The organism is Caballeronia sp. M1242, assembly GCF_017220215.1.
Taxonomy (GTDB): Bacteria; Pseudomonadota; Gammaproteobacteria; order Burkholderiales; family Burkholderiaceae; genus Caballeronia.
This window is the reverse complement of the sequence record NZ_CP071131.1, coordinates 570,313-588,210: the sequence shown is the minus strand read 5'-3', so window position 1 is coordinate 588,210 and position 17,898 is coordinate 570,313. Positions and strand designations below refer to the sequence as shown.

Annotated in this window: 19 protein-coding genes and 1 pseudogene; 10 read left to right on the top strand and 10 right to left on the bottom strand. The window is 63.7% G+C overall.

Annotation, left to right across the window (positions count from 1 at the left end):
- Positions 1-388 precede the first annotated feature (388 nt).
- Complete coding sequence (locus JYK05_RS22195) at positions 389-571, bottom strand: hypothetical protein (protein ID WP_175943847.1); 183 nt, start codon at positions 569-571, stop codon at positions 389-391.
- 49 nt (positions 572-620) lie between these two features.
- Here JYK05_RS22195 and JYK05_RS22190 point away from each other — a divergent pair, with 49 nt between their 5' ends.
- The 3 genes from JYK05_RS22190 (at position 621) to JYK05_RS22180 (ending at position 3,253) form a co-directional block, all read left to right on the top strand.
- The gene (locus JYK05_RS22190; RefSeq protein WP_175943846.1) at positions 621-1,136 is read left to right on the top strand and encodes a hypothetical protein; all 516 of its coding nucleotides are present in this window, start codon (positions 621-623) and stop codon (positions 1,134-1,136) included.
- 94 nt (positions 1,137-1,230) lie between these two features.
- Entirely contained in the window at positions 1,231-1,971 is a 741-nt protein-coding gene (locus tag JYK05_RS22185; RefSeq protein WP_175943844.1) for a response regulator, read from the top strand.
- A gap of 7 nt (positions 1,972-1,978) precedes the next feature.
- Positions 1,979-3,253, top strand: coding sequence for an ATP-binding protein (locus JYK05_RS22180; RefSeq protein WP_206469847.1), 1,275 nt, complete (start codon positions 1,979-1,981; stop codon positions 3,251-3,253).
- A 162-nt stretch (positions 3,254-3,415) separates the two neighbouring features.
- Here JYK05_RS22180 and flgM read toward each other — a convergent pair whose 3' ends face one another.
- The 6 genes from flgM to JYK05_RS22150 form a co-directional block, all read right to left on the bottom strand.
- On the bottom strand, positions 3,416-3,721 hold the full coding sequence (gene flgM, locus JYK05_RS22175) for a flagellar biosynthesis anti-sigma factor FlgM (RefSeq protein WP_175943840.1): 306 nt from the start codon (positions 3,719-3,721) through the stop codon (positions 3,416-3,418).
- A gap of 167 nt (positions 3,722-3,888) precedes the next feature.
- Positions 3,889-4,332, bottom strand: a complete 444-nt coding sequence (locus tag JYK05_RS22170; RefSeq protein ID WP_175943837.1) for a response regulator — start codon at positions 4,330-4,332, stop codon at positions 3,889-3,891.
- Between the two features lie 70 nt (positions 4,333-4,402).
- A complete protein-coding gene (locus JYK05_RS22165) occupies positions 4,403-4,567 on the bottom strand; it encodes a hypothetical protein (RefSeq protein WP_175943835.1) in 165 nt (54 codons plus the stop codon).
- 125 nt (positions 4,568-4,692) lie between these two features.
- Positions 4,693-6,381: a methyl-accepting chemotaxis protein gene (locus tag JYK05_RS26555; protein ID WP_206469844.1), complete on the bottom strand. Its 1,689-nt coding sequence runs from the start codon at positions 6,379-6,381 to the stop codon at positions 4,693-4,695.
- Between the two features lie 468 nt (positions 6,382-6,849).
- Complete coding sequence (gene flhC, locus JYK05_RS22155; RefSeq protein WP_206469843.1) at positions 6,850-7,422, bottom strand: flagellar transcriptional regulator FlhC; 573 nt, start codon at positions 7,420-7,422, stop codon at positions 6,850-6,852.
- A gap of 2 nt (positions 7,423-7,424) precedes the next feature.
- The gene (locus tag JYK05_RS22150) at positions 7,425-7,724 is read right to left on the bottom strand and encodes a flagellar transcriptional regulator FlhD (protein WP_175943829.1); all 300 of its coding nucleotides are present in this window, start codon (positions 7,722-7,724) and stop codon (positions 7,425-7,427) included.
- A 744-nt stretch (positions 7,725-8,468) separates the two neighbouring features.
- On the opposite strand from JYK05_RS22150, the gene JYK05_RS22145 reads away from it, so the two are divergent.
- Together JYK05_RS22145 and JYK05_RS22140 are read left to right on the top strand one after the other, a co-directional pair.
- Complete coding sequence (locus tag JYK05_RS22145; protein ID WP_175943827.1) at positions 8,469-8,783, top strand: DUF4148 domain-containing protein; 315 nt, start codon at positions 8,469-8,471, stop codon at positions 8,781-8,783.
- An 85-nt stretch (positions 8,784-8,868) separates the two neighbouring features.
- On the top strand, positions 8,869-9,978 hold the full coding sequence (locus JYK05_RS22140; protein ID WP_206469842.1) for a patatin-like phospholipase family protein: 1,110 nt from the start codon (positions 8,869-8,871) through the stop codon (positions 9,976-9,978).
- 95 nt (positions 9,979-10,073) lie between these two features.
- Here the strand turns inward: JYK05_RS22140 and JYK05_RS22135 are convergent, their stop codons facing one another.
- Complete coding sequence (locus JYK05_RS22135; RefSeq protein ID WP_371826462.1) at positions 10,074-10,334, bottom strand: hypothetical protein; 261 nt, start codon at positions 10,332-10,334, stop codon at positions 10,074-10,076.
- A 436-nt stretch (positions 10,335-10,770) separates the two neighbouring features.
- On the opposite strand from JYK05_RS22135, the gene JYK05_RS22130 reads away from it, so the two are divergent.
- The 3 genes from JYK05_RS22130 to JYK05_RS22120 all read left to right on the top strand — a co-directional run bounded on the left by JYK05_RS22130 (position 10,771) and on the right by JYK05_RS22120 (position 13,860).
- Complete coding sequence (locus JYK05_RS22130; RefSeq protein ID WP_206469838.1) at positions 10,771-11,007, top strand: hypothetical protein; 237 nt, start codon at positions 10,771-10,773, stop codon at positions 11,005-11,007.
- 879 nt (positions 11,008-11,886) lie between these two features.
- Positions 11,887-12,330 (top strand): hypothetical protein, encoded by a 444-nt coding sequence (locus tag JYK05_RS22125; protein ID WP_206469836.1) that lies wholly within the window; start codon positions 11,887-11,889, stop codon positions 12,328-12,330.
- Positions 12,331-12,456: 126 nt separating this feature from the next.
- Positions 12,457-13,860 carry a sensor domain-containing diguanylate cyclase gene (locus tag JYK05_RS22120; RefSeq protein WP_241270032.1) on the top strand — a complete coding sequence of 468 codons (1,404 nt, stop codon included), beginning with the start codon at positions 12,457-12,459 and terminating at the stop codon, positions 13,858-13,860.
- Between the two features lie 440 nt (positions 13,861-14,300).
- On the opposite strand, the pseudogene rpsQ reads toward JYK05_RS22120, so the two are convergent.
- Both rpsQ and JYK05_RS22115 read right to left on the bottom strand, forming a co-directional pair.
- Positions 14,301-14,467, bottom strand: a pseudogene (rpsQ, locus tag JYK05_RS26450) (30S ribosomal protein S17); the annotation flags it as partial.
- Positions 14,468-14,655: 188 nt separating this feature from the next.
- Positions 14,656-16,560 carry an ATP-binding protein gene (locus JYK05_RS22115; RefSeq protein WP_206469835.1) on the bottom strand — a complete coding sequence of 635 codons (1,905 nt, stop codon included), beginning with the start codon at positions 16,558-16,560 and terminating at the stop codon, positions 14,656-14,658.
- 164 nt (positions 16,561-16,724) lie between these two features.
- On the opposite strand from JYK05_RS22115, the gene JYK05_RS22110 reads away from it, so the two are divergent.
- Positions 16,725-17,495, top strand: coding sequence for an SDR family NAD(P)-dependent oxidoreductase (locus tag JYK05_RS22110; protein ID WP_206469834.1), 771 nt, complete (start codon positions 16,725-16,727; stop codon positions 17,493-17,495).
- Entirely contained in the window at positions 17,492-17,884 is a 393-nt protein-coding gene (locus tag JYK05_RS22105) for a nuclear transport factor 2 family protein (RefSeq protein ID WP_206469833.1), read from the top strand. Before JYK05_RS22110 ends, JYK05_RS22105 begins: the two co-directional genes overlap by 4 nt.
- Positions 17,885-17,898: the final 14 nt, after the last annotated feature.

Genomic DNA, 17,898 nt, shown 5'->3' with positions numbered 1-17,898 from the left:
GTCGGCTGCTTCGCGCAAGCGACGATTGTCTCGACGGCTGCATAGCGGGATGGAGAATAAAAGCGCCGACGGACCGAAGCGTTTCTCGGTCCGTCGGCGAAAGACCCCGGCGCCCTGCGAGGTCAGAAGGCCGGAGTTGAGACGCGTCGATCATCTACCCGGCCGAACATTAACAGCTAAGGCCGCTGGCAACTCCGCCCGGGAAAGTTTCGGTAAGGCAAACGCACGCGGCATTGCATCAAGGCGCAAGCATCACAGCCGTTATATCGCTCGGGCTTCAACGTTAGCCCACGTCTAGCGAACGGATTCGCCGAAAAACCTGGAGGACATGTATGTCAATCTCGTCTTTGTCCGGTGCTACGTCCAGTGCACAGATCTGGCAAACGAGCTACTCGAAGAAGAGCGCGTCGCAGAGCAGCGTCGACTCGTCGTCGAGCGCGGACTCGAGCACCAACCCGCTCGCGGCCGCCATTGCCGCGGCGCTCGCACAACTCGGCATCACGTCGAATTCGAGCACGTCATCGAGTGACGGAAGCACTACGTCGTCGACCACTGCTTCGAGCAGCAGCACGTCATCGACGAGTTCGTCTGACTCGGTCGCGTCTGCGCTTCAACAATTCATGGGCGATCTGTTCCAGACGCTCGGCAGTCAGAACGGAGCGCCTCCGTTGCCGCCGCGCGATGGCAGCAGCGACAGCAACACCACGACAGCTTCGAGCGATACCACCGATAGCAGCACGGACGCAACGACGAGTACCGCTGTTTCATCTGCGGCCAACTCGGCGCCGCCGCCTCCGCCGCCGCCTGCTCATGCGCAGGGTTATGGCAACGATCTCGCCTCGGCAATCGAGAGCCTCGCGCAATCGCTTACATCGGGCAGCACGTCGAGCACCAGCGCGACTACGGCGAGCAGCGCCAGCAGTTCGACAAGCGACTCGACAAGCGATTCGACCAACACCAGCACGCTGTCGAGCGACTTCCAGAATCTGATCACGGCGCTCGGTGGCTCTACGGACAGCAGCGGCACGTCGAGCACGGCAACGGCCACGCTTCAGACGTTTCTGACGACGCTGGCGAGCAATCTGCAAAGCGGCGGCGCGGGCGCGCGAGGCATGTTCGTCAGCACGTCGGCTTAAGCGGCATCGCGGGCGGCACCCGGCGTATCATCGGACCTTGTTCTGAAATCACTACGGGCAAGTTGCCTGCCAGCTCCGCCCTGCCAACTTAACGATGCCTCATGTTCTTATCGTCGATGACGACGCCGTGGTACGCGACCTCCTACGCCGCTTCATGCAAGCAAACGGGATGGAAGTATCCGTGTTGCATGATGCGAAGAACCTTCAACGGCGGCTCGAAACCGAGCGTCCATCGGTCATCGTGCTCGACATCATGATGCCGGACACGGACGGGCTCTCGGCTCTCAAGGCGCTTCGTGCCTCGGGCGACGACATCCCGGTGATCTTCGTCACGGGACGCGGGGCGGTTCCCGATCGCATAGCCGGGCTCTCGCTGGGGGCCGACGACTATCTGGTCAAGCCCTTCGATCCGGGCGAATTACTCGCGCGCATTCAAGCCGTGCTGCGCCGCAGAGGTCCGGCGCAGACGAGCGCCCCCGAAGCACGCGCGCGTTTTTGCTTCGGGCCCTTCGAGCTCGACTTCGCAACTCGCATGTTGAGCCGCGAAGGAAGGCAAATCCCGCTGCGCGATAGCGAATTCGCTCTACTCAAGGTCTTCGTCAATCACCCCTATAGGGTGCTGCCGCGAGTCCTAATTCATGACCTCGTGCATCGCGACGCAGTGAGCTTTCAGGATCGCGGCCTGGACGTCCCCATCTGGCGCTTGCGCCGCATCATCGAGAGCGATCCATCGAGCCCGAAATACATTCAGACGCTGCGCGGCAAAGGTTTTGTCTTCGTGCCCGACGCAGATGCGGACGCGAACGCCGACGCGGCAAAGCCTGATCCGGCGTGACGCTCGCATGAAGAATCCGCTCAACTCCCTGTTCGGCAGAATGACCATCATGTCTGTCGTGGTGCTGGTAGGCATGCAATTCTGCTGGTTCTGGATCATGGCCGGTGAAAGACCACGCCAGCAAATGCACGGCTTCGCGCAAGGACTCGTGCTTGCGTTGCACGCGGCGAACGGCGAGACGGTAAGCGGTAAAGAACTCGCGCCGGCCATGCGCGTGCGATCCGTTTCGGCCGAACTCGATCCGACGCATGTGAAGCTGCATCAATCGAACGCGCCGCCGTTAAGAGACCTGATCAGAGAACTGAGCGCAGCATTGCCGCCCGGCACCGCGATGGCGTTCGATGACGAACGACCCCCTCATCTCTGGGTCCGGTTTCCAGGCAAGCCATCGTGGCTCGTCGTGCCGATGGACACGCCGCCGCCTCCGCGCCATATCCTCGAAACGCTCTCGTTGTTGACCGCGGCGATCGTTCTGTCCGTGCTCGTCGCATGGCAGATGCAACGCCCGCTATCTGGACTTGCGCGCACGGCCCGCGCTTTCGGATCAGGAGGACGCCCGCCGGCCGAGCCGCAGCGAGGACCGCAGGAAGTTCGCGAGCTGATCGGCGCGTTTAACGACATGATGCGGCGGCTCAACGAAGCGGACGACAATCAGGCGGTCATGCTCGCCGGGCTCGGGCATGATCTCAAAGCGCCGCTCACGCGGCTTAAACTGCGCGCCACGCTTCTCGCGTGCGACACCGAGCGCGGCGAATTGCTTCGCGATATCGACTCGCTCTCCAACGTCGTCCAGCAATTTCTCGAATTCGCGGGCCAGCCGGTCGAGAAGGGCGAACCGGTCGGCGTTGATGCGTTTCTTCGCGAGCAGTTTCCCGCGTCTCATGATCCTGATGAAGAACGCCTTTTCTCGCTGGACCTGCGCGCGGGTCCGGCGTTCAGGCTGCCTGCGGGCATGCTGGATCGCGTCGCGACGAACCTCGTCGACAACGCGTTAGAGCATGGCGCGCCGCCGATCGAAATAGCGACGGCGCTGCAGCAAAGTCACTGGATGATCTCGGTGCGCGACCACGGGGCCGGCATTCCCGAAGGGCAACTCGCCGCAGCGATGAAACCGTTCGTCCGGCTCGATCCGGCGCGCGGCAGTCAGGGACATAGCGGACTCGGGCTTGCCATCGTGTCGCGACTGACACGTGAGCATGGCGGTACCTGCGAGATCGGCAACGAGCCGGGCGGCGGCTTTCGTGTGCGGATCGCGATTCCGGTCAACGCGAGCGGACTTTGAGCGAGACGAACGTCTGGCCGCTCTCGCGAGCAGACGACGCAGCCAGGACTGCTGCTTCTACGAGTCCGGGAGTCGCGCGTCGCTGTCTGAGTCCGGTCGATACCGGAAGAATCGCGGCGCGGCGGCAGAGCACACAGCCGCACCGGCAAAATTGGCCTCTGGTTAGCGCGATGCCGCCGGCAGGAGATCGCGTGCCGTACCCAGCATGCCGTCCGCGACGGCCGCCGAGTCGATCTTGTAGGTCCCGTCTCTCAATGCGGCCTTGATGGATTCCACCTTGGCCGTATCGATATCGGAAGCGTGGGAAGAGAACGCGGCAGTCGACGACAGGCTGATGGTCGAGCCTTCGGTCGCTGCCGGTGCGACCGGCTGCGCGGTGCCGGCGCTGAGCTTGGCACTGGTGCTCGCCGCGCGCTTCACGGTGATTTGGTTCGAGGAATCTGCGCTTTTGAAGGTCTGGATGTTCATGGTTTCGGTTCTCGCTGGCTTTAATGCTTAACGGTGCCTGCGTTGAAACCTTTACCATCCGAAGCGCTTGCCGATCCCGCGAAAACATTGGCATTCTCCCGGAAGCCTTACACAGCAAGGCTTCCGGGCAATTGCAACAGTTTGCAACAAAGTGTAAAAGAGGCCAATCACGCGTTCATGAAGACGGCACCGAACACGGATGCGCCGCGATCTGCCGGCGCGGCGGTTTGTTGGAGCGGCGCGATCTGGGCCAGCTTGTCAGCGAGCGCCGCTTCGGAGAACGGCTTGACCACATAGCCGTTCGCACCGGCGCGAATCGCGGCGATGACATTCTCGCGCCGGGTCTCGGCAGTCACCATCAGGACCGGAACGTCGGCGTGATCCTCGGACTTGCGAATCTCCTGCAAGAGGGTCAGCCCGTCCATGTTCGGCATGTTCCAGTCGGTGATGATGAGATCGAACCGCTGCGTCTTGAGCTTTTCGAGGGCTGCCACGCCATCCACTGCTTCGTCGATGAGCGTATAGCCGATCGCCTTGAGCATCTTTCGAATCAAACTGCGCATGGTGGTCAAGTCATCGACTACCAGCAAACGCATTTCCGTCTTAACCATCTGTCAATCCTTTCTCTTTGTACTGTCCCGCGCATGGCCCCGCACGCAGCCATGCGAGAGGGCTAGCTCGCTACGTGCTCGGGCAACGCGAGGTGTCGCCCGGCGGACCGCCACTCGATCGAAGGAATTCGTCCAGCTCGAAACAAGCCTTGACGACTGCCTCGATCGCCTCTTGTGCGATATCGTTTTCCATCGCCGCCAGCCGACGGCGCAGTTCATGCAGTTGCTTGACCATGTCACCCACCTCGTTCCGGATAAGAAACTCGCCCTGCGATTCTTCGTGGCAAGGCGAGGTTGCGTGAGTCGGCGCCGCCGGATCCGCGCGCCGGTTTGTCAGCCGCACGGCAGCACCCGTCCGGCTCAGAACGTCGACCAGTCGCCGTCAGCGGTCGCCGCGACCGCCACCGACGGACTCGCCGCACGCGCCACCGCCGGCGTTTTCTTCGGGAGCGGCGGTCGCGCCGGCTTCTGTTCGTAGCTGGCGGTCGTCGGCGCGGCGAACGACTGCGTCGTGCGGAACACGGCAACGGCGGCGGTCAGATGCTTCGCCTGATCCTCCATCGAGCCGGCCGCTGCCGCCGCTTCTTCGACGAGCGCCGCGTTTTGCTGCGTGACTTCGTCCATCTGCGAGATGGCCTGATTCACCTGCTCGATGCCGCGGCTCTGTTCGTTCGACGCCGATGCGATCTCGCCCATGATGTCGGTCACGCGCTTGATCGCGGTGCCCACGCGCTGCATGGTGTCGCCAGCTCGCGCCACCAGTTCGGTTCCGGCCTGCACCCGGCTGCCCGACGTCTCGATCAGTTCCTTGATCTCCTTGGCCGCCGCCGACGAGCGCTGCGCGAGACTGCGCACTTCGCTCGCCACGACGGCGAAGCCCCGGCCTTGCTCGCCGGCTCGCGCCGCTTCCACCGCGGCATTGAGCGCGAGGATGTTGGTCTGGAACGCGATTCCTTCGATCATGCCGATGATCTCGGCAATCCTCGCGGAGCTATCTTCGATGCCGGTCATCGTGTCCACGACCTGGCTCACGATTGCGCTGCCCTCGTTCGCGACGGTACTCGCGTTGTCCGCGAGGCCGCTCGCCTGTCGCGCGTTCTCGGCGTTCTGCTTGACCGTCGCGGTCAGCTCTTCCATGCTGGCTGCGGTTTCCTCGAGCGAGGCGGCCTGCTGTTCCGTACGTGACGACAAATCCGTGCTGCCTGCGGCAATTTCGCCCGACGCGGTTCGAATGACATCGACGGACTCCTTGATGCCGTTTGCGAGCGACGAGAGCTTCTCAAACGCGGCTCGCACCGCCAGCATCAACGTGGCGAGTTCATCGCGGCCGACGACCTCCACGCGGTGCGTCAGATCGCCCTGCTCCAGCGCCTTCATTGCCGCGAGCGCGTCGCCCAGCGGCCTCGTCACGGATCGCGTGATGACGAGCATCGCCGCGATCGCGACCAGCACCGCCGCTATCGTCGATCCGAAAGACAGCGCGACCGCGCGGTCATACGCGGCGTGAGCGTGCCGGGCGGACTCGTCGGCGAGTTCGAATTGATGCGCGACGAGCGCGTCCAGCGCCGTGAAGTATTTGGCCTGTGCGGTTGCAACCGGTCCGGCGATTTGAGCGCGCGCGTCTTCGATCTGCCCCGCCGTCAGCAGCTTGACCGCTTCCTGACGCGCTGCGGTGTTGGCCGCGCGCGCCTCGACGAGCGCGTTAAAAAGCTCCCGCCCGCGCGCCGTCGTGATCATGCGGTCGACTTTCTCGAGCCGCTGCGATGTGGCTTTGGCTGCTTCGAGGACGCCGACTTGCATGGCGGCGATATCCTCGGGTTTTCCGGTGATGGCGGCGCGCTGCAGCCGCAGCACCGTTTGACTCGCCGAGTCCTTAGCCTTGCTCACCTCTGCCGCCTTGACCATCCGGTCATCGGTGATGACGGTGATCTCGCTATCGAGACCGCGCATATTGACGAAGTTGATCGTGGCGATGAGGACGAGCAACGCGACGACGATGCCGAAGCCGATGGTCAGGCGGGTGCCGACCTTGAAGTTGTGCAGGTTCATTTGGGATTCCGGGGACCGGTTGTTCAAGACGTGTTCGGGGGAAGGCGCTCGCTAACTTGCTGCGGTAGCGCGGCCGGTCGCCGGTGGCTGAGTTCCTTCAGGGATCGCCTGTCGGATCTGGATCGCTGGTTACTGTCGCCTTCCTTTTTTAGTATCGGCAGAAGGCACGGAAGCTTTACCTCGAATTCCCAGTATTTGCTCGCTGAGATGTATTCTTTACCGATGCCGCGAGGCGTCTGACGTCTTGATCGGTAGCACTAACGATCGTCGCCGGTTGTTCTGACGGAGCGATCGAGCGTCTTGGGCTAGCCACCGATGCGGGAGTGGTCGACTATCGAGCGCGACCTCGACGATGCAATAACGCGAAAGCCTTCGAGACACGTCGAAGGCCGTAAAGCATCAAATGGGGAGGCGCGGTGTGTTTGAATGCGGCGGCGCTTGCCGATCAAGCGCTCGAGCAATGCGGCGTCAAGCCGCCCGCAGCGTCGCGCTCTGCTCGCGCGCCGCCTTTGCCTTCGTCTTGCCCGCCCGCGAAGGCGGCTGACAAATGCCGCAGACCATGCCGTGCGTCGGTTCGTGCGCGTGCACGACGAACTTGCCGCGGCAGCGCGTGCAGCCAGCGAGGCGCAGGATGCCGGCTTCCTTGAAGCGCACGAAGGTCCACGCGCGCGTCAGATCCATCTGCAGTGCTTCGCCGTTCAGCGTGAAGTGCTCGGCGTACAGCGCGTAGGCGCGGCTCAACAGGTCGACGCGATCGAGGTTCGCGCTGTTTTGTTCGAGAAACGCATACACGTTGGCGAACATCGATGCGTGAATATTCGGTCCCCACGTCAGATACCAGTCTTCCGAGAACGGAAGCATGCCCTTGGGCGGCGAAGCGCCCTTCACTTCCCGATACAGACGAATCAGACGGTCGCGCGAGAGCTTCGGGAATTCGGATTCGAGCACCTGCATGCGCGCGCCCAGCTTGATCAGCGTGATTGCGCGCAGAACCTGAGCGGCTTCCTCGGCGAGGCTTTTCGAAGACGTGGTCGTGCTCATGGTCAGGCGGCAATGAGAGCTGCGTTGGACAGGGCCGCGACCGGCGCATCGTGGCTGCGGCTCGCGAGGCCGCCGAGCATTTCGTCCGCGCTCATGCGGAAGAAGCACAGCAGTTGCGACGACGAAGCCAGCTTGTCGGTTTGCGCCGGCGAGAGATTCAAGAGCGTGTCCGCGATTTCCGCCGACAGGCCGAGGTGCGCCTGCGCGGCTTCGCGGTCGGACGCCAATACACGCCGCGCGAGCGTCAAGTAGGACAGGTTCAACTCGCGGATGGACGAAAGGTCTGGGCTGGCGTGTGTCATGGCTGGCTTACCGAGTAACTGTGACCGTGTTTGGCGTCTGGCGCGCCGTGACTCACAGCGCGAAGCAATTGTCTGGCTAATCGCAGCGATCTGCAACAAAAAGTTACAGTGGCAAACGTTCACGGAGGTTCGATTCGCGGTTGCAAACGTTATCTGCTGATGGTTTGTGCCAACGATGGCGGTTGTCTGACGCTTCATATATTCGATGCAAGTGTTTGAGACCGCGAATTAATTCATCGGAAAATCTGCGAGTTAAACGCAAGTTTCAATATTCACAGAGATGGGCATACCGGCAATTGTTTCCGCGTAACACTTTTACCGCGGCTATTACACGACAGTGTTACCACCGCTTACTCTTTTTGTAACGATGTGCTTGCGTCGAAAGGCCTGGTCGCGGTGTCCCGCCGCCGCCGAATGGATCACCGTAACTTGCTGGACGCGACGGCCCTTCGACCCAGCGAACCGGCGCCGTGTGACCAGTACGAACATCGACATCATTTGCGCGCGCCATTTGCCCGGCGGAACAGTGCTTGCTCCTAGCTCGTGGAACAACAGGGAGACAACCATGCCGGACCAGCGCGAGCCGGGCGTCATCAATGAAACAGGCGGTGCCCGCACTTGTCGACATCCCTCACCGCCAAGGCAAAAGGGCAACGAAGCGCGGAACAAGCGGCCTCACGCCGCCATGTACCCGCACGAAAACATCGAACCGGAGCGCGGCGACTAGCCGGCCGCTGACGCACCATGCGCGAGATTCGGACAAAGACTCAGCTAGCGTCGGCGGCGCTTCTCCTGCTCGCCGGATGCGTCGCGGGTGGCATGCCCCCTCCGGGCCGGCATCTGACGGACCTGGAATGCCGCGATCTGGCCGCGCTCAGAACGAACGCGAGCCCTTCTACGATGGCCCAGCATCAAGTGGAACTCGGGGCGCTGCGCAAGGCGGGCTACGACCCGTCTCCCTTCTACGACGATCCCTACTACCCGGACGACCTGCAGCAGGCACAGCGCCTCGTCGACTACTGGTTTCAGACGGAATGCGCGCCCGCTCGGACGCAGTGACGGCGGCCGCCCGGCTCGGGCGTCGTGATTTCATGTGAGCCGATGCCTGCGGGGATTGCAGCGCACTGGGGCAACTGGAGAATGTATGGCGCAGCAAGATAACGGCGCAGGCAATCGCCCGCGTATGGCGTTGGCGTTGCAAGGCGGCGGCGCGATCGGCGCGTTTCAGGCAGGCGTGCTCGAAGCATTGCACGATGCAGACATCCAGATCGACGCATGCTGCGGATCGTCGATCGGCGCCATCAACGCCGCGATCTTCTTCGGCAACGCGCCGGAGCATCGCGTCGATCGGCTCAGGCAGTTCTATCATCGCGTGTCGGTTCCCGGCACGACGCTGCGCGACCGGATGGCGTCGTTGATCGGCGGACTGGCATTCGCCAACGACGACTTTCGCCGCATGCTGGCCGAAGCCGATCAAAGCTACGCGATCAGCGCGGGCCTGCCGGGATTCTTCACGCGACGCCTCGCCGTGCCGTGGACGACCGGCAGCCAGGCGCCGGAACTCGCCAGCATCATGGATATGCGCCCGCTCTATCAGACACTCGCGAGCCTTTGCGATTTCGACGAACTGAATCGCAGTGCGACGGAGGTCAGTGTCATCGCGGCGAACGTGGCGACCGGCGAGCCGCATTACTTCGATAATCGCGCCGGCGGTTTGCAAGCGCCGATGATCGTCGCGTCGGGCTCGCTGCCGCCCTGGTTCGCAGCCGTGCAGATCGGCGATGCGTGGTACTGGGACGGCTCGCTCGTATCCGCCGCCCCGCTGCAACGTATCGTCGAGACGGCGCCTGCGGACGTCGAAACCATCATCTTCCGTGCCGATTTGTGGACCCCCGAGGGCCAGGTGCCGGACAATCTGACCGACGCCGAAATCCGGCAGAAGAACATCGAGCACGGTAGCCGCGCGGCTGCCTATCATCAGGCGTTCGACGAGTCGCAGCGCCTGCGAGCCCTGCTCGCTCATGCGCTGGAATGTATTCCGGCGGCGCAACGTCAATCCGATCCGCAACTGATGAATGCCGCGGCGCTGGCGCGCGCGCGGCCGGTTCGCATCGTGCCGGTCGACTACGCGTTCTCGCAGCGCGAATCGCACTTCAAGGACGGACAGTTCACCGCTGCGGCGATCGAAACCCACTGGGCGCACGGGCGAGAGGCCGCGCAAGCGGCGCTCGCCCGAATGAGCGAGCGTAATTGAATATGTGTCAGGCGCAGGCAGTCACTGGCGCTGGTCTGCAGGAAGCGCCAAGCGGTCCGATTCGCCGCTTGGCCGTTCTTCGCTTCGTAGCGGTTCTACGCGTGCACCCGGAACGGAGGCAGCGGCATCTCGTCGCCTTCGATAAAGGCGGTCGCGCACCGAACGGCGAAATTGATGGCGCCCTCTTCGTTGGCAAACATGCCGAGCTTTCCGAGCGATGTGGCGTGGCCGTCTTCCTCGAGCACGGCGACAGAAGCCACGAAGCCGTTGCCGGCCGGAATGATTCGCGGCTCGAAGGCCGCGCCGCGGTGATAGATGATCATGTTCGTCTCTCTCAGGTTCGGTTCAATCAGCACGGTCTCTCCTCGAAGAAGCCGTGAAGTCCGCTGTCTGAACGTCTTTCTATTCGGGGCCAGGCCTAATCGACCATGAGGCCGCTCGTCTAACCTTTGTCAAACCGTGAGAAGAATAATTAACGGTAGCGTTGGCCGCATCCGTTTTAACAAACGGTAACCTATCTGCAATAAGCTCTTAAGATAGACGATAGAGCCGGCTCCAAAGCATCTGTGCCAGAAAGACAAAGCCCCGACCATCATGCGATGGCCGGGGCTTATGCTTGCAATGGTACGGCTTTAAGAACCACATAATCGAAACAACTTTCCCTTCGGACTGCTCCCTCGATAGTACGAGCTGCAACCGCTACTGCGACAACCGCTGCGTCCGGAAAAATAAAGGTAGGCCGGCTTGCTCGGTGACGTTCGTTTCGCGATTCATGGCGTTTGATTGCTCGCCATGGAAAGCAGTGTATGCGGCATCGGACATCGGGTATCTCACGAAAAAGCGGTGAAAACACAGTCTTCCCGGCCGAATGCTTTTCCTGCTGCCGCCGATAACGGCGGCTGTCCGGACCGCGACTTGAGCGCCACTTACTGCAGCTGCAAGGGCATGACTGGACGCGCCGCGCTGTCGTTCGAGACGCGCGATGAGAGCATCGCCTTGTCGCGGCATCGTCATAAATCTTCGCTCTAATACGGCGCGTCGCGGTCTCGTCCCTACGTGGGACCGTCGATTGCGAGGCTCTACCGCCGCGACGGCAACGGACACTGCGCGACGCAGTCCGGTCTGAGCCGGCCAACTCAAGGACAATACAAGCGATGAACATAGCAACGAAGTGCATAGTGACGACTGCCCTCGCGTGGGGCCTATCCACCGCCGCGCTCGCTCAGGGCAACGCCGGCGGCCTACCCGGCGGTAACGGCGCCGGCCGCGGCGGAGTGGGCGTCGGCACGCCGAATGGCAACGGCGAGACCGGCGCGCCTGCCGGTCCCTCAGGGAAACATTCGACGCTTCGTCTGAAGCATCATCATCACAAACATAAACAGCCGAGTTGATCCGCTGACGGCGGCTTGTCGCGTTGCCGTGCGCGGCACTCGCGTAGAACGAGACTGTGCGAGCGGCGCGGCGGTCGTGTAATGCGCTCTGATGCGCTTCGTGCCGCCGTGCGTGGTCTATCGCTGAGCGAGGCCGGCCGCACGCGTGACGGACACAATGCAGCGGGGCTCGCGCTCTCGTATCTATTCGATCGTCGCGGTCCTGTCCGCGACGCTTCTGATCGGTCGGCGTCACGCCCGGCGCTAGCGCCTTAGCGAGATCGACCGCAGACGCGCCCCGCCGTCGACAGACGGCTGTTATATAAGATCACCCCTTCCCCGGTTGCGATAGCGACCGTTCGCGATCAAGCGTCTGCGCGAGCCCGCTTGCGCTCGCTGGCTAGCTCGCAGGACGGTGACCGCGCGCCAGGCCAACGCGTCGCTCTCTCGATCATGCGACCGTCCGGCGCCATGCCCGCGAGCCCACTCCCCGACCGACCACGCACGATCTCTGCTTCTCCGAAAGCGGAGGTGTCTCATGCGCGACATTGTGCTATTCGACTTAGACGGGACGATTGGACTGATTCAACACCGCGTGCACCACATCAGCGGAAAACGGCGCAACTGGCCCGCGTTCTTCGCCGCATGTGGCGACGATCTTCCAAACGCGCCGGTCATCGAAACGCTGCATACGCACGCGGCGCGGCATCGCATCTGGATTGCGTCGGGCCGCAGCGACGAGGTGCGCCCCGAAACCGAAGCGTGGCTTGATCTGCATGTGGGAATGCATTACATCGACACGCTGCTGATGCGCCGCGCCGGAGATCGGCAAGCCGACGACCGGCTCAAACGCGGATGGTTGAAGGACGGCTCCATTCCGCGCGAGCGCGTGTTGTGCGTCTACGATGACCGCCAGCGCGTCGTCGATATGTGGCGATCCGAGGGTCTCGCGTGCTTTCAGGTCGCGCCGGGAGACTTCTGATTACAAACGACGCTGCCGACGTCCGGAAATTCCTACCCGTGCGAGCGCGTTCGCTCAAGAATTTCCGATAATTGCCGTATTCCAGTTGTCGCTCGGCGTCGGTGCCGGCCAGACCGAGGATCCGCATTGCAAACTTCGCTTATTCACCTGCCATCGACGTCGAAGGACCGCCTCGCCGCGGCCATCACCGCCGCTATTGCACTGATCGGCGCCTTCATCGTATGGCCGCATGCCCGGCAGCCCGGTCCGGTCATCGTCCCGTTCCTGCCGATCTTCGCGACCTGGGTCACGCTCACCGAGGGCCTCACGGCCTTCCTGCTGTGGACTCAGTACCGCATTTCCGGGCGTCTTCTCTTCGCGACGCTGAGCGGTGCGTACGCCTTCGTGAGCCTGATCGCGGCCATCCAGTTGATAGTGTTTCCCGGCGTCTTTTCCGCGGGCGGCCTGCTCGGCGCCGGCCCGCAAACCGCCATCTGGATATGGGTGTTCTGGCACGGCGGATTCCCCGCGCTCGTCACCGTGTCGCTGGCCGCGCGGTCCTGGGCGCCGAGCCTGCGCAATCGCGCATCGGGACACGTGGCGCTTCTCGGCGCGCTGTCCCTCGCCTCGTGTTGCGCGGCGCTGGCCATCGTGGGCAAGGACGTTCTGCCGGTCGTCGTGGCATCGGGCGGCTCGTATTCGAATCTGTCGAGCAGCCCGGCCGCGCTGATTGTCGAGGCAACGTGTCTCGCCGCGCTCGGCCTGCACGTCTCGACCACCCGGCTGCGCTCGCTGATGGACCTGTGGCTCGCCGTCGCGTTGCTGGCGGCGCTGATCGACGTGACGCTCACGCTGTCGGCCGGCGCGCGCTACAGCGTCGGCTGGTACGCGGCGCGCCTCGCCTCGATGCTGTCGTCAAGCGCCGTTCTCGGCATGCTGATCTACGAGACGACCGGGCTGTATCGCAAGCTCACCGACACGCATGAGAAGCTGCTCGAGAGTTCCGCGCGCGACGGGCTGACAGGCGTGTTCAACCGCGCGTATTTCGATGAGCGATACAGCCGCGAGCACGCGCTCGCCGCCTCCTCGGGCTATCCGCTTTGCGTGCTCTTGATCGACGTCGACAACTTCAAGGCCTACAACGACACGTTCGGGCACCTGGCCGGCGATGACTGCCTGAGAAAGGTCGCGCACGCGCTGACCGAGACGCTGGCGCGCACCGGCGACTTCGTTGCCCGGTACGGCGGCGAGGAATTCGTCGTCGTGCTTCCGGCATGCGACGCGGCAGCGGGACTCGCGGTCGCCGAGAAGCTCCGCGCGGCAGTCGAAAGCGCAACATTGCCCGCGCCGAGGCCCGGCACCGTGGTCACCATCTCGGTGGGCCTCGCCTGCCGCGACGCCGCCTCGCGCCAGACAGCGAAGGCGCTGCTCGAAGCCGCCGACGCGGGACTGTACGCGGCGAAAGCGGGCGGCCGAAACCGTGTCGCCAGCGCGCGTTTCGGTAAGGCGAGTGGCGGGCTCGTCCGTCAGACTTCGGCTTCTTCTTCCTGAGGGGAGAGGACGCCGCCCTGCGGTTTCCGTCGATCCACGCTGTAGGTCACGGGAACGGGCCGTCGGCGTTCGTCAGACTTCGGCGTCCTGAGCGGAAAGCGCGCCGTCCTAAGGTTTCCGTCGAGCCACGCTCTTGGTCACACGATGATGCCGTCGGCGTCCGTCAGACTTCGGCATCGTGAGGCGAAAGCGCGCCGCCCCGCGTTTTCCGTCAAGCCACGCTCTTGGTGACGCTATAAAGCCGTCGGCGTTCGTCAGACTTCGGCGTCCTGAGCGGAAAGCGCGCCGCCCCGAGGTTTCCGTCGAGCCACGCTCTTGGTCACGCGATGATGCCGTCGGCGTCCGTCAGACTTCGGCGTCCTGAGGTGAAAGCGCGTCTTGCTGCGGTGTCCGTCAAGCCACGCTCTTGATGACGCAATCAAACCGTCGGCGTCCGTCATTCATCGAACAACACGCCAGCGCCTTTTCGCGCTGGAACCCGAACGCGTCTGCTGCGTTTCGACGAGATCGTCCTCGTTGTACGTGTTCGCGTCATCACGCGCGTCGTACCGATTCGAGCGTGCGACGCGCTTGCCCTAATCGGGTGCTTCACACGGTGCTCGACCAGCGAACCCGGGCGTGCCGCGCCCGGGGCTGCGGGGCTCCAACGCGCCGCCGAAGATCGCCGTCCGGCAGCCGCTTCTACCGCCGCATGATCTTCCCGCGCGGTGTAAGACGGAGCGCATTCTCACCTCCGTCGACGCTGCCGCATGCTTCGCCCTTCGCATAACCCTTCCCGCGCGATGACGCGCCCTGCTAAGACGCGGTGACCGCGCTCTCGATCGCGTGATTGAGCTGCGCCACATCGACCGGCTTCGTGAAGTGATAATCGAAGCCGGCGTCCGCGGTGCGCGCTCGGTCCTGCGGCTGCCCCCATCCGGTGATCGCGATGAGCGTCACATTCGCCGTCGACGGTCTCGACCTGATGCGGCGCGCGACCTCGATGCCGCTCATGCCCGGCAAGCCGAGGTCCAGCAGGATGACTTCGGGCGTGTAGTGGCTCAGTATGTCGACCGCCTCCTCGCCGGAATAGACCGTGCGCACTTCGTGGCCTTCGAGTTCGAGCAGCGCGGTGAGCGCGTCGGCCGCATCGACGTTGTCATCGACCACCAGGATGCGATGCTTCTCGATCTCGGCGGAAATGGCGGGCATGTCGCGCGCCGGAGCGGGCGGCGCCACCACGCGGCACTGCGCGGGAAGATGAACGGAGAAGCAGCTTCCCTGGTCTTTTCCGGCGCTCGATGCAGTCAGCCGGCCTCCGTGCAGCTCGATCAGCGATTTCGAGAGCGCGAGTCCGATGCCGAGCCCGCCCTGCCGATGATGATCGCGATTCACTTGCGAGAACATCGAGAAGATGGCCGACAGCTTGTCCGGATCGATACCGATGCCGTTGTCCGCGACCGATACCACGATCTCGGCGTCGTCCGCCTTCGCCGTCAGTTCGATGCGCCCGCCGGACGGCGTGTATTTCGCGGCGTTCGTCAACAGGTTCGCCAATACCTGCGCAATTCGCAGGCGGTCCGCCTCGATGTGCAAGGGCCGCGAGGGCAGCTTGACGACGAGGTCGTGACCCTTGCCCTCCAGCATCGGCCGCGCGGTGTCCACCGCATCCTCGACGACATCCCGCAGCGCCACGGCTTCCTTGCGAAGCGTCAGCGCGCCACGCGTGATGCGTGACACGTCGAGCAGGTCGTCCAGCAAAAGCGCCATCGCGGCCGATTGCCGGCGCAGCACCGTGATGCACCACTTGCGGCGCTCGTCGGTCAGGTGTGGCTGTTCCAGAATTTCCGCGACCTGACGGATGGGCGCGAGCGGATTGCGCAACTCGTGAGCGAGCGTCGCGAGAAATTCATCCTTGCGCCGGTCCGCTTCGGAAAGCGCCTGTTCGGCGCGCACGCGCGGCGTCACGTCGCCGAACCATGCGACCACTGAACCGTCGAGCGACGCAGCCACGACGTGGAACCACTGCTCGCCGTGCTCTCCCTGCACGCTCACATCGAACGCATCGCGGCCCTCTGCCTCCGCCAACGGCGCGAGCCGCTTCAGAAGCACGTCCGCGTCCCAGCCGCGCGGACGCACATACGTGGTCGAACTGCCGATGACCACCGTCGTCGCCCGATTGAACAAGTGCGCGGCCGCGTCGTTGAGGTAGTCCCAGCGAAACTCCGCCACGCGGCCGTTGCGCACGATCGGCGTGAGGATGAAGAACGGCACGCCTGCGCTATTGAGCGCGACGTCGAAGCGGTGCCGCGCGTCGCGCTCCATTTGCAACAGGCGCTCGGCTGTCTCCTGCGAAGCGGCCTCCGCCCGCCCGGCGCGTCTGGCGACCTTGGCGAGCTGCTGGCCCGCCGCCACCAAAAGCGCGCCGACCACGACGAAGGCCAGCAGCACGATCCGGTCGCTGTGCCCTTCGACCGTCAAATTGCCGACAGGCGGCATCCACAATGCGCCGTACACCGTGCCGGCTGCCAGCAGGAACACACCCGACCAGCCGCCGAACAGCACTGTGATGAGCGGAAGCGACGCGCTGACGAGAAGAAAAGTCAACCGTCCGTGGGCCACCACGGTCAGCACCTGCTGCGCCACCAGGACGGCGGCAGTGGACGCCATTCCGAACACCAGGCGCTTGCCCGGCGGATACTGCGCGATTCGAACAATCATGGTTGGCAACTCGTCAGATTGATGACACCTTTCGCCTGCATTATGCATTCCTCCTATGTTTGCAAATGCGAATCTTTTCGTCTCGCGGCGCGCTCCGCCGCTAACGTGCGCGTACGCCGTTTGCTAACGCTGGTTCATCGCTCAACCGCTCGCGAGGAGTACAGATGAAACTGCAAGGGAAGACGGCGCTCGTTACCGGAAGCGACTCCGGCATCGGCCAGGCAATCGCGACGCTGTTCGCGGAGCAAGGCGCGGACGTCGCGGTCATCTACCACACCGACCGCGCGGGCGCAGACCAGACCGCAGCGAAGATCGCTTCCTTCGGCCGGCGCGCGCTCGTGCTGCAAGGCGACGTGGGCGACCCCGTGTCCGTCAAGCGCATCTTCGGCGAAGTCACGGCGCAGTTGGGACGCCTCGACATTCTGGTGAACAATGCAGGCGTGGGCGCCGGCGGCGCCGAAGTGGCCGAGCTCGACGACGCCCAACTGGAAACCGTCATCCGGACCGATCTCTTCGGGCCGCTCTACTGCTGCCGCGAGTTCGTGAAGCTGCGGCGCGAGGCGGGCGGCGGCGGGCGCATCGTCACGATTTCGTCGGTCGCGCAGCATTTGCCGACGCCGGAAAGCGCGCCGTACGGCATGGCCAAGGCCGCGCTCGGCTCGCTCACGCGCAGCCTGTCGCGCGAAGTCGCCAACGACAAGATCAACGTGAACAACATCGCGCCCGGACTCATCGAAACGCCGATGACGCAAGAGCGCCTGAACGACCCTGACGCTCGCGAGAAGTCGATGTCGGTGATTCCGTGGCATCGTCCGGGGCAACCGGAGGAGATCGCGCGTCTCGCGCTCTTTCTCGCCTCCGACGACGGCGATTACGTAACCGGACAGACCTGGACCATCGACGGCGGTTTGTCGATGCAATGGGGCGGCGCATGAACAAGGAAGACGTGCTCGCGCTTTTCGGAAAGCTCAGGGACGATACGGACGCCTTCTTCGCGCGCGTCGCCGATGACGTCGACTGGACCGTGATGGGCACGCATCCGCTCGCCGGGCGCTATCGTGGCAAGAAGGCGTTTCTCGAACATACGTTCGCGCGCCTCGCGAAGGCGCTGCCCGACGGCGCAAAGCTGACGGTCACGCACGCGCTCGTCGATGGCGACACGGCCGCGGTCGAGCTGCATTCGGACGTGCGCGCGGCGAACGGCATGCACTTCGACAATCGCTACTGCTGGGTGTGCCGTTTCGAGGAAGGCTCGATCGTCGAGGTGCGCGCGTATCTCGACAGCGCGATGGTGGCCGAACTGCTGCGTCAGAATCCGGCCTGAGCGATGCCCCGCGC

Bases quoted from the DNA above. Each gene is read 5' to 3' on its own strand.
- JYK05_RS22190 (WP_175943846.1), top strand. From the start codon at position 621: ATGGGCGATCTGTTCCAGACGCTCGGCAGTCAGAACGGAGCGCCTCCG.
- JYK05_RS22185 (WP_175943844.1), top strand. From the start codon at position 1,231: ATGCCTCATGTTCTTATCGTCGATGACGACGCCGTGGTACGCGACCTC.
- JYK05_RS22180 (WP_206469847.1), top strand. From the start codon at position 1,979: ATGAAGAATCCGCTCAACTCCCTGTTCGGCAGAATGACCATCATGTCT.
- flgM (WP_175943840.1), bottom strand. From the start codon at position 3,721: ATGAACATCCAGACCTTCAAAAGCGCAGATTCCTCGAACCAAATCACC.
- JYK05_RS22170 (WP_175943837.1), bottom strand. From the start codon at position 4,332: ATGGTTAAGACGGAAATGCGTTTGCTGGTAGTCGATGACTTGACCACC.
- JYK05_RS22165 (WP_175943835.1), bottom strand. From the start codon at position 4,567: ATGGTCAAGCAACTGCATGAACTGCGCCGTCGGCTGGCGGCGATGGAA.
- JYK05_RS26555 (WP_206469844.1), bottom strand. From the start codon at position 6,381: ATGAACCTGCACAACTTCAAGGTCGGCACCCGCCTGACCATCGGCTTC.
- flhC (WP_206469843.1), bottom strand. From the start codon at position 7,422: ATGAGCACGACCACGTCTTCGAAAAGCCTCGCCGAGGAAGCCGCTCAG.
- JYK05_RS22150 (WP_175943829.1), bottom strand. From the start codon at position 7,724: ATGACACACGCCAGCCCAGACCTTTCGTCCATCCGCGAGTTGAACCTG.
- JYK05_RS22145 (WP_175943827.1), top strand. From the start codon at position 8,469: ATGCGCGAGATTCGGACAAAGACTCAGCTAGCGTCGGCGGCGCTTCTC.
- JYK05_RS22140 (WP_206469842.1), top strand. From the start codon at position 8,869: ATGGCGCAGCAAGATAACGGCGCAGGCAATCGCCCGCGTATGGCGTTG.
- JYK05_RS22130 (WP_206469838.1), top strand. From the start codon at position 10,771: ATGGAAAGCAGTGTATGCGGCATCGGACATCGGGTATCTCACGAAAAA.
- JYK05_RS22125 (WP_206469836.1), top strand. From the start codon at position 11,887: ATGCGCGACATTGTGCTATTCGACTTAGACGGGACGATTGGACTGATT.
- JYK05_RS22115 (WP_206469835.1), bottom strand. From the start codon at position 16,560: ATGATTGTTCGAATCGCGCAGTATCCGCCGGGCAAGCGCCTGGTGTTC.
- JYK05_RS22110 (WP_206469834.1), top strand. From the start codon at position 16,725: ATGAAACTGCAAGGGAAGACGGCGCTCGTTACCGGAAGCGACTCCGGC.
- JYK05_RS22105 (WP_206469833.1), top strand. From the start codon at position 17,492: ATGAACAAGGAAGACGTGCTCGCGCTTTTCGGAAAGCTCAGGGACGAT.